This window comes from Flavobacterium sp. GCM10022190 (genome assembly GCF_042656445.1).
GTDB lineage: Bacteria > Bacteroidota > Bacteroidia > Flavobacteriales > Flavobacteriaceae > Flavobacterium > Flavobacterium nitratireducens.
This window is the reverse complement of the sequence record NZ_JBHSOQ010000004.1, coordinates 200,850-210,925: the sequence shown is the minus strand read 5'-3', so window position 1 is coordinate 210,925 and position 10,076 is coordinate 200,850. Positions and strand designations below refer to the sequence as shown.

7 protein-coding genes and 1 pseudogene are annotated in these 10,076 nt (G+C 34.3%); 5 read left to right on the top strand and 3 right to left on the bottom strand.

Going from position 1 to position 10,076, the window contains the following annotated elements:
• Both ACFPTQ_RS14130 and ACFPTQ_RS14125 read left to right on the top strand, forming a co-directional pair.
• A pseudogene (locus tag ACFPTQ_RS14130) lies at positions 1 to 1,403 on the top strand (hypothetical protein); the annotation flags it as partial.
• 163 nt (positions 1,404 to 1,566) lie between these two features.
• Complete coding sequence (locus ACFPTQ_RS14125) at positions 1,567 to 2,088, top strand: hypothetical protein (RefSeq protein ID WP_379778272.1); 522 nt, start codon at positions 1,567 to 1,569, stop codon at positions 2,086 to 2,088.
• Between the two features lie 53 nt (positions 2,089 to 2,141).
• Here ACFPTQ_RS14125 and ACFPTQ_RS14120 read toward each other — a convergent pair whose 3' ends face one another.
• Both ACFPTQ_RS14120 and ACFPTQ_RS14115 read right to left on the bottom strand, forming a co-directional pair.
• On the bottom strand, positions 2,142 to 3,092 hold the full coding sequence (locus ACFPTQ_RS14120) for a TerC/Alx family metal homeostasis membrane protein (protein WP_278036261.1): 951 nt from the start codon (positions 3,090 to 3,092) through the stop codon (positions 2,142 to 2,144).
• 130 nt (positions 3,093 to 3,222) lie between these two features.
• The gene (locus tag ACFPTQ_RS14115; protein WP_379778270.1) at positions 3,223 to 4,242 is read right to left on the bottom strand and encodes a glutamine synthetase beta-grasp domain-containing protein; all 1,020 of its coding nucleotides are present in this window, start codon (positions 4,240 to 4,242) and stop codon (positions 3,223 to 3,225) included.
• Positions 4,243 to 4,514: 272 nt separating this feature from the next.
• Here ACFPTQ_RS14115 and ACFPTQ_RS14110 point away from each other — a divergent pair, with 272 nt between their 5' ends.
• From ACFPTQ_RS14110 to ACFPTQ_RS14100, 3 genes are all read left to right on the top strand, one after another.
• A complete protein-coding gene (locus ACFPTQ_RS14110) occupies positions 4,515 to 6,704 on the top strand; it encodes a glutamine synthetase III (protein WP_379778268.1) in 2,190 nt (729 codons plus the stop codon).
• Positions 6,705 to 6,899: 195 nt separating this feature from the next.
• Positions 6,900 to 8,099 carry an AIR synthase related protein gene (locus ACFPTQ_RS14105; protein WP_379778266.1) on the top strand — a complete coding sequence of 400 codons (1,200 nt, stop codon included), beginning with the start codon at positions 6,900 to 6,902 and terminating at the stop codon, positions 8,097 to 8,099.
• A 98-nt stretch (positions 8,100 to 8,197) separates the two neighbouring features.
• Positions 8,198 to 8,563: a hypothetical protein gene (locus tag ACFPTQ_RS14100; RefSeq protein WP_379778265.1), complete on the top strand. Its 366-nt coding sequence runs from the start codon at positions 8,198 to 8,200 to the stop codon at positions 8,561 to 8,563.
• 44 nt (positions 8,564 to 8,607) lie between these two features.
• Here the strand turns inward: ACFPTQ_RS14100 and ACFPTQ_RS14095 are convergent, their stop codons facing one another.
• Positions 8,608 to 10,065 (bottom strand): PAS domain-containing protein, encoded by a 1,458-nt coding sequence (locus tag ACFPTQ_RS14095; protein WP_379778263.1) that lies wholly within the window; start codon positions 10,063 to 10,065, stop codon positions 8,608 to 8,610.
• Positions 10,066 to 10,076 lie beyond the last annotated feature (11 nt).

Genomic DNA, 10,076 nt, shown 5'->3' with positions numbered 1-10,076 from the left:
AAACCTCACCAAAAGCCTATACAGGATTAGCCGCAGGAACTTATAGTTGGGTTGTAAAAGATGCGAATGGATGTGAACAATCGGGTTCAGAAACCATCAGCGAACCAACCGCCTTACTAGCTTCTGACGCACATACAGAAGTTACTTGTTTAGGTTTTATGGACGGTTCAGTAACGCTAACCTTCAGTGGTGGAACAGCACCATATATGGTAAACTTCAATGGAGGAGGTTTTGAAGCACAAACTTCACCTAAAACCTATTCAGGTCTTGGTGCTGGTACTTATACTTGGGTTGTAAAAGATGCCAATGGTTGTGAAATGTCAGGCTCTGAAATAATATCAGAAGGTCCATCTTGTGGTGGTCAATTGTGTACTTATACTCAAGGAGCTTTTGGTAACTATGGAGGTAAATATTGTGACGGAACAATTGATGGAATTGCAACTATTGATTTAATAACTAAAGCGATTACAAACGCTGGAGGTTCAATTGTGGTGGGTAAATCAAGTGCTTCTGTAATTATGAGTTTAGGTGATGAAAATTGTATAATTAATCAGTTACCTGGAGGCGGAAAAGCTACCGAAATTTTCCCTGCGGGAGATTATGACATCTGTCCATCATTACCTAATAGTTTCTTGAAAACTGGAAAAATCAATAATGTATTGCTTTCTCAAACAATAACCCTGTCATTGAATGTGAATATTACTCAACCTTCACAATTAGGTGGTTTTGTATTACAAGCAGGTACTTTAGCAACTGCTAAACCTGATGGAGGATGTGGCTCTTCAATTGCAAAACAAAGAATTTGTGGGCATTTTGAAGGAAATGTTTGGGTTAATACTGTAAATGAATATACTTATAGAACTTTCAGTGCTGCAGTTATTAATGCTATTATTCCAGATGGAAATAACAATAGAACTATAGCTGGATTGTTAGATTTAGCAAATCGAGCTTTAGCAAATGTGGATGGTGTTAAAAATAGTGAGAACGGTGTTTCATTATCAGAAATAGCAGGTGCAGTTGCCGCTGTAAATGAAGTGTTTGACGAATGTGCTATCGCCGTAGGATGGGATCTTGAAAAATGTCCAGAACCACCAACATTAGATTTGTCTGGTATTACTACTGCAAAAATCAGTAGTACTGAGGTTGCAGGGTTTACAGCATATCCAGTCCCATTTGTTGATCAATTAACTATACGATATGACTTTGATTATGTATCAGATGTGAAAATTGAAGTTTTTAATTCCAAAGGTATTATTGTATATTCAATGATAGATTCAGGAAGTTATTTTGGTAAAGAGGTTACAATTTTTATTAATAATACATTAGAACAACAACAGGTGTATTACGTAAGATTAACAACTAACCAAGGTAGCACGGTAAAAAGTGTGATGTCTTCGTATTAAATAGAGTATTAATTCTTAATTAAAAACACCCGAATCAACGGGTGTTTTTTTGTTTTTATTAATACGTTGAAATTGTTTTTTTTGGAAAAAATTGTGATGAAAATAAATTTTGGCACAATTCATGAATTATAGTTTTTAACCTTAACATTTAAAAAATTGAGTCATGAAAAAAATAGTTACACTTTTTGCCTTTGTAAGCTTAGTTGCTTTCTCAAGTTGTACTACAACAGAAGAATATAACGTAGAAGACAATGATACTTATCCAGAAGCTTTTGAAATTAAAAATGTTAATCTTTCAAAGGTTGCTGATAACGAGTACAATCTAAAAAGTACCTTTCAATATGAAATAGGAGGAAATTTATATGATGATGAAACGGTTTTAATTTATCGATTAACATCAACGATTAATTCTACTACGCCTGTTTGGCAATTAATTCCAAGAACAATCTATTTTACGAATAATAATGAATTAGATTATGATTATGATTTTAGTAAAGTTGATTTTATAATTACAGCTAGAGGTAATTATGTTTTACAAAATACGCCTGAATATATCAGAGATCAAACATTTAGAGTTGTCATAATTCCATCTGATTTAGCGGCTTCAATGGACACAACTAACTATACAGAAGTGATGAAAACATTAAAAATTTCTGAAAGTCAGGTGCAAAAAGTGAAATTGTAATTTTTAAGATTAATAATATAAAAAAGGAAATCGTGAGATTTCCTTTTTTTGTTTTATGCTTTTTTACTTTGTTTGTCTTTTTGTATTGAGGCTATGATTCCTGATAATAGCGCAACTGCTATGAATGCTAATGAAGCCCATTCGGGTAAATGAATAAATTTATGGAATATCATTTTAAATCCTACGAAGCATAAAATAGCAATTAAGCTATATTCAAGGTAGCTGAATTTTTCGAGCATATTGGCTAAGAAAAAATACATAGAACGCAGTCCCAGGATAGCAAATATATTGGAGCTAAAAACTAAAAATGGATCGGATGTAATGGCAAGAATAGCAGGAACACTATCCAGTGCAAATACAATATCCATTACTTCAATCAAAATTAAAGCTACAAATAAAGGAGTAGCGGTGTTAGTATTGTTGATTTTTACAAAAAAATGTTCACTTTCAATTTTTGTTGTGATTGGGGTGAGTTTTCGTAAATACTTATAGATAACCGAATTGTGAGGATCATATTCGTGGTCTTCTTTGGTCAAGAACATTTTAACAGCGGTATAAATTAAAAAAGCGCCAAAAACATAAGTTGTCCAAGCAAATTTATTAATAATCATTACCCCAAAGTAAATCATAATACCTCTGAAAGTTATGGCTCCAAGTATTCCCCAGAACAAAATTCTATGTTGGTATTTTTTTGGTATTTTAAATGAAGAAAAGATGATTGCGATGATGAAAATATTATCAATGCTAAGCGAAAGTTCAATGAGATAACCTGTAATGTATTTCATTGAAGCAGCTATTGGTTTTAATTGGTCGGGGTTTTGAACATAGTTGTTTTGGTACAACCAATATACGACTGCTGAAAAAAGGAAAGATAATGAAACCCAAATTCCAGTCCATTTTCCAGCTTCCTTAGAACTGATTTCGTGAGGTGTTTTGTTGAATATTCCTAAGTCCAGTGCAAGGAATATAAAAATGGCAGTAATAAAACTAATCCAAACTATCATGACTATTGATTTTATGTTTTAACAAAGATAGTTCTTTGTTGGTTGTTTTTGAATTACTCATCGGAATTTGATCAACAAAAAAAATACCCTCATTTCTGAGGGCATTTTTAGTGTTATAAATCGAGAATTATTACAAAGCAGATTTAACAGTTTTGATAATTCTAGCAGCAATTTTGTATGGGTCACCGTTTGAAGCAGGTCTTCTGTCTTCTAACCATCCTTTCCATCCTTTTTGAACAGTAATTAATGGAATACGGATAGAACATCCTCTGTCAGAGATTCCATAAGAGAAATCATTGATAGAAGCAGTTTCGTGCTTACCAGTTAAACGTTGGTCATTGTAAGCTCCATAAACAGCGATGTGTTCTTCAACAACTGGACGGAAAGCCTCACAGATTTTTTCGTAAGTAGCTCTGTCTCCACATGTTCTCAATACAGAGTTAGAGAAGTTAGCGTGCATACCTGAACCATTCCAGTCCATGTCTTTTCCTAGAGGTTTTGGGTGGTACTCAATATAGTAACCATATTTCTCAGTCAAACGGTCTAATAAATATCTAGCAACCCAGATTTCATCTCCCGCTTTTTTAGCTCCTTTAGCAAATAATTGGAATTCCCATTGTCCGCAAGCAACCTCTTGGTTGATTCCTTCAAAGTTGATTCCAGCAGCGATACATAAGTCAGCGTGCTCTTCAACTAATTTTCTTCCGTGAGTATTTTTTCCACCAACTGAACAGTAGTACATACCTTGTGGAGCTGGGTAACCTCCTACAGGGAATCCTAATGGCAATTGTGTTTTAGTATCCATGATGAAATATTCTTGTTCGAAACCAAACCAGAAATCGTCATCCTCATCATCAATAGTAGCTCTTCCGTTAGAAGGGTGTGGTGTTCCATCAGCATTCATAACTTCACACATTACTAAATATCCATTTAAACGATCTGGATCTGGATAAATAGCTACAGGTACTAATGAACAGTCAGATGATCCTCCTTCAGCTTGTCTTGTAGATGAACCGTCAAATGACCATTTTCCTAATTCTTCTAAAGTCCCTTGGAAGTTTTCGTGCTCTTCAACTTTAGTTTTACTTCTAAGATTTTGAGTTGGCTCATATCCGTCTAGCCAAATGTACTCTAACTTTATTTTTGCCATAGTAATATAAATTAATTTTCTTGTTTTTGTTTTGAAGTGCAAATATAGGATATTTTTTTTTAGTGCTATAAACCTTGGGGGGGTTTTGTGTAGAATGCTTTGTATTTTTCACATTACCGTATTTCGGTAGGGGGTATATTTAAAAAAAAGCAATTTTAATACCCAATTAAAAACAATTTAGCAATGTGAGACTTTGTGTTTTTATCTCGGGATTAGTTACCTTTGTGATTTAATTTACAAATTTTTATTAATCAACTAAATTACAGCTTATAATGTCAACAATACGTTTTCAAGCATTAAGAGAAGCCTCAAATAGAAAAGTAATTCATTTTGAGGAAACAAATAAAAAATCAAATATTTTTGGTTCAAATGTTTTTAATGAGAAAGCGATGAAGCAATATTTGACTTCGGATGCTTTTAAAGCGGTTCAAGGAGCAATAGAAAGTGGGACTAAAATTGATCGAAAATTAGCCGATTATATTGCAATGGGGATGAAAGAATGGGCTTTGTCTAAAGGTGTTACGCATTACACGCACTGGTTTCAACCTTTGACAGGGACAACGGCCGAAAAACATGATGCATTTTTTGAAACGTCCTTTGATGGAAGTGATCCAGTGGAAAAGTTTGGTGGAGCACAATTAGTGCAACAAGAACCGGATGCTTCTAGTTTTCCAAATGGTGGTATTAGAAATACTTTTGAGGCAAGAGGTTATACTGCTTGGGATCCTACTTCGCCTGCTTTTATATATGGTACTACTTTATGTATTCCTACTGTTTTTATTTCGTATACAGGTGAAGCTTTAGATAATAAAATTCCATTGCTAAGAGCATTAGCAGCTATGGATGAAGCGGCTACAGAGGTTTGTCGTTATTTTGATAAAAATGTAAAAAAAGTAACAGCAACCTTGGGATGGGAACAGGAGTACTTTTTAGTTGATAAGGCTTTAGCTCACTCTCGTCCTGATTTGATGATGACAGGAAGAACCTTGTTAGGGCATACTTCGGCGAAAGGACAACAATTAGACGACCACTATTTTGGTTCTATTCCTACTCGCGCTTTGACATACATGCGTGATTTGGAACAGGAATGTATGTTGCTTGGAATTCCGGTAAAAACTCGTCATAATGAGGTGGCTCCTAATCAATTTGAATTAGCTCCTATTTTTGAAGAAACCAATTTAGCAGTAGATCACAACTGTCTTTTGATGGATATAATGCAAAAAGTAGCAGAGCGTCATGATTTCAAAGTCTTATTGCATGAAAAGCCTTTTCAAGGGGTAAATGGTTCCGGAAAGCATAATAACTGGTCATTAGCTACAGATACAGGAGTGAACCTTTTAAGTCCGAGTAAAACGCCAATGAGTAATTTGCAATTTCTTACTTTCTTTATTAATACGATTAAGGCGGTAAATGATTACGAAGAGTTACTGAGAGCATCGATAGCTACGGCTAGTAATGATCATCGTTTAGGGGCGAATGAAGCACCGCCGGCGATTATTTCGGTATTTATTGGAGAGCAATTAACTAAGGTTTTGGCTGAATTAGAAAGTGTAACAACAGGTAAATTATCTCCAGAGGAAAAAACAGATTTGAAACTGAATGTTGTGGGTAAAATTCCAGAGGTAATTTTGGATAATACAGATAGAAACAGAACTTCTCCATTTGCTTTTACAGGAAATAAATTTGAGTTCAGAGCAGTAGGTTCTTCGGCTAACTGTTCGAATGCGATGACTACTTTGAATACAATTGTGGCAAAACAATTAAGGGATTTTAAAGTAGAAGTTGACTCTTTGATTGAATCTAAAGCAATGAAAAAAGACGATGCTATCTTCAATGTTTTAAGAGAATATATTAAGGTTTCAAAAGATATTCTTTTTGAGGGAGATGGTTATAGCGAAGCTTGGGAAAAAGAAGCTAAAAAGAGAGGGTTAAGTAATTTTAAAACTACTCCGGAAGCTTTAAAGGCTAAAGTTTCTAAACGTGCATTGGAATTATTTGCCGAATTAGGAATTATGAACCATATTGAGGTAGAAGCACGTTACGAAATTGAACTAGAAGAGTACACTAAGAAAATTCAAATTGAAAGTCGTGTTTTAGGAGATATTTCTAAAAACCATGTGATTCCTACGGCTATTCGTTACCAAAATACTTTAATTGAAAATGTAAAAGGATTGAAAGATATTTTTGGAAAAGAATTTGAATCGATTGCTAAAGAACAAATTGGATTGATTAAAGAAATTTCGTTGCATATCGAAGGTATTAATGCCAAAGTGGAAGAGATGCGAAACGAAAGAAAGAAAGCTAATTTGTTGAATGACGCTAAAAAAACGGCAGAAGCGTATTGTAATAAAGTGAAGCCTTATTTTGAAATTATTAGAAATCACTGTGATAAATTAGAGTTATTGGTAGATAATGAATTGTGGACATTGACTAAATACAGAGAGTTGTTGTTTACGAAATAATTTGAAGTTAGAGGTTAGAAGTTAGAATATAGAATATAGAAGTTTAAGGTTTAAAGATTAGGTTCAATGTTTGTAGTGTTGGATTACTGTCTTCTGCTTTTTGCCTTCTAATTTCTGCCTTCTAACCTCTAACTTCTAAAAAATAATTATCTTTGCCGCAAAATCAAGTTGCTTTTGCAATTACACAAATAGAATATGAGTTCAGATACTTCAAAAAGATACGCACAACGTGGTGTTTCGGCATCCAAAGAAGATGTTCACAATGCAATAAAAAATATTGACAAAGGATTGTTTCCTCAGGCATTTTGTAAAATTGTTCCTGATTATCTAACACAAGACGATGAATATTGTCTTATTATGCATGCTGATGGTGCCGGTACCAAATCTTCATTGGCGTATATGTATTGGAAAGAAACAGGAGATCTTTCGGTTTGGAAAGGAATAGCACAAGATGCTTTGATCATGAATATCGATGATTTATTATGTGTAGGAGCAACTGATAATATTTTATTGTCTTCAACAATTGGAAGAAATAAAAACCTAATTCCTGCCGAAGTAATTTCGGCAATTATCAACGGAACTGAAGAGTTAATTCAGGAGTTGGCTTCTTTCGGAGTGAGTATTCATTCAACAGGAGGTGAAACTGCCGATGTGGGTGATATCGTTCGTACCATAATTGTTGACTCGACAGTTACAGCGAGAATGAAACGTTCTAAAGTAATTGACAATGCTAACATCAAAGCAGGAGATGTAATCGTAGGATTGGAATCTTTCGGACAGGCTACTTATGAAAAAAGTTATAACGGTGGTATGGGAAGTAACGGATTGACTTCGGCTCGTCATGATGTATTCGCTAAATATTTGGCAACAAAATACCCAGAAAGTTATGATGCAGCTGTACCGGAAGAATTAATTTATTCTGGTCAGGTACAATTGACGGATGCTGTAGCAAATTCTCCAATCGATGCTGGTCAATTAGTACTCTCACCAACGCGTACTTACGCACCAATTATCAAGCAAATTTTAGATAAATATTCTTCAAATGAAATTCACGGTATGGTTCATTGTAGTGGTGGAGCGCAAACTAAGATTTTACATTTCCTGCCTGCCGACGGGCACGGTGTAGATAATTTACATATTATAAAAGACAATTTATTCCCAGTTCCACCATTGTTCCAATTAATTCAGGAGCAATCAAAAACAGATTGGAAAGAAATGTATCAGGTATTCAACTGCGGTCACCGTATGGAGCTTTATGTTCCAGCTGAAGTTGCTGAAGATATCATCGCTATTTCAAAATCATTCAATGTTAATGCTCAAATTGTAGGTCGTGTAGAAGCTTCCGACGCTAAAAAACTGACTATTACAAGTGAATACGGAACTTTTGAGTATTAATTTTTAGAGTTGCTAAGATTTTTTATTTAAGTTGTTTGAATAACTTAACGACTAAGATAGAAAACGCATAACAATTAACACTTAACTACAAACCTCACATGTACGAACTACTTTTTTGGAAATATTTAGAAGACGTTTATTTGAACCACCAGGAGGTTTATGAAACCATGGACGAACTGGAAACCATCGAAGGTTTAGAGGAGCTTCCGGTTACAGTAATTTTAAACAGAATCGCTTCGGTTTTTTCTAAATGGGAAAGAGTAGATGAGAACAGCTGGAAAAACAAAGAGGGAGTTGGCGCTTTTCAAGTGAAAACAACTTCTCAAATCGTTCAAATCGATTGTTACGGTACAGAGGGTAAAACCATGGATAAGTTGGTGGATATTATGGAAGAATTCAAGTGTCCGTTGTTTGATCCACAAATTCCTGCCCGTTACGACGAAATGTATGAAGAAGAAGAGTAACTAAAATATTAAAGCGTTAAAAATTTATCTTAACGCTTTTTTTTTTATGGGTTTTTCTTGTCTTTTTTATCTTCGTTTTTAAAACCAATTAGTTTTCGGTATTTGTTTTCGGTTTCTTCTAATTCTTCTTCCATTTTTTTATATTGGCTAATATCTTTGATAGTGATTACAGCAGCAACGATTTTGTTATCCTGATCTACTAAAGGACGGCCGCTAATTAAAACCCTTCTTTTTTCGCGAGACATGGGATTGTATAGGACCAAATCGATATCATCTGTAACTTCACCATTAAAGGCGCGTTCCATGGGTAAATTTTGAGCAGGGAAAACCGTTTTTTCGTCAGGAAAATACAATTCGAAATGCGCCGTCAAATCTGTTGAAATTTTATCATCTTCTTCAATACCAAAAATATCATTCGCCATATCGTTGGCCAGAATCACTTTTTTATCGGCATTGGCAACAATAACGCCTTCGCCAATATTTTCAACAATTACTCTAAGTTTTTCTTCGTTTTCATAGAGTTCGTCAACGGCTTTTTGTTGTTCTAATTCCAATTCAATGGTTTCAGTGATATCACGTGCCGCCGAATAAATGATACCTTCTTTTAAGTCTATATTACTGTTCCAGTCCAGCCATCGATAAGTGCCATTTTTATGACGCACTCGGTTTTTAAAACTACTCACCGTTTTCCCTTTGAGAATTTCGCTTAAAACCTTATCAGAAGTAGAGCGGTCTTCAGGATGAGTCAAGTCCATGAATTTTATTTTATCCATATCTTCTTGAGTATAGCCCAAAGTATTAGTAAAAGCAGCATTTATTTTGATAAAATGATCATTTTTAGCCACAGTAAAAATATCAAAAGACATATTGAAAAAAGCGTCGGTGGCTTTGAGTGATTCTTCTAATTTTTTTCTTTCAGTTATATCTGTCGAAATACCACCAATGGCATAAATTCGGCCTGTTGCATCATACAAAGGGTATTTAACCGCAATGTAAGTGTGTACACCGTCTTTTTGAGTGATGGTTTCCTCTGATTTGATTTCGGTTAGTTTTTTAGCCACTTCTAAATCCGAATTTCTATAGGCTTCCGCAATTTCTTTGGGTAAAAAGTCATAATCCGTTTTACCAATAATTTGCTCATTAGTAGTTCCGAATAATTCTCCGAAATTCTTATTAATTAAAAGGTATTCACCATTTAGTTTTTTTATAGAAATAGGACTTGACGTATTGTCAATAATGGATTGGAGTAATTGTTTGTTTTCCTCTAAAAGTTTTTGCGCTTTTTCCTTTGCTTTAAATTGGGTTCGAATAATAAAATAGACAACAATAAGCAGAAGTATCGAAAGCATAAATAAAAATAGTTCTATTGTGTATAGATTCGAGTCTAACTGATTTGTGGGGTTTTGATTTGACTGTATCAAAAAAATCCATGTAGCTGCAATTATTACAGCAATATTAATAATGAATCCTAGTAATATTTTTTTTTCAAAGGAGAGGTTCATGGTTTTCTGTT

Excerpts from the sequence above, each read along its gene's own strand:
- ACFPTQ_RS14110 (WP_379778268.1), top strand. The coding sequence starts at position 4,515 with ATGTCAACAATACGTTTTCAAGCATTAAGAGAAGCCTCAAATAGAAAA.
- ACFPTQ_RS14115 (WP_379778270.1), bottom strand. The coding sequence starts at position 4,242 with ATGGCAAAAATAAAGTTAGAGTACATTTGGCTAGACGGATATGAGCCA.
- ACFPTQ_RS14120 (WP_278036261.1), bottom strand. The coding sequence starts at position 3,092 with ATGATAGTTTGGATTAGTTTTATTACTGCCATTTTTATATTCCTTGCA.
- ACFPTQ_RS14095 (WP_379778263.1), bottom strand. The coding sequence starts at position 10,065 with ATGAACCTCTCCTTTGAAAAAAAAATATTACTAGGATTCATTATTAAT.
- ACFPTQ_RS14105 (WP_379778266.1), top strand. The coding sequence starts at position 6,900 with ATGAGTTCAGATACTTCAAAAAGATACGCACAACGTGGTGTTTCGGCA.
- ACFPTQ_RS14125 (WP_379778272.1), top strand. The coding sequence starts at position 1,567 with ATGAAAAAAATAGTTACACTTTTTGCCTTTGTAAGCTTAGTTGCTTTC.
- ACFPTQ_RS14100 (WP_379778265.1), top strand. The coding sequence starts at position 8,198 with ATGTACGAACTACTTTTTTGGAAATATTTAGAAGACGTTTATTTGAAC.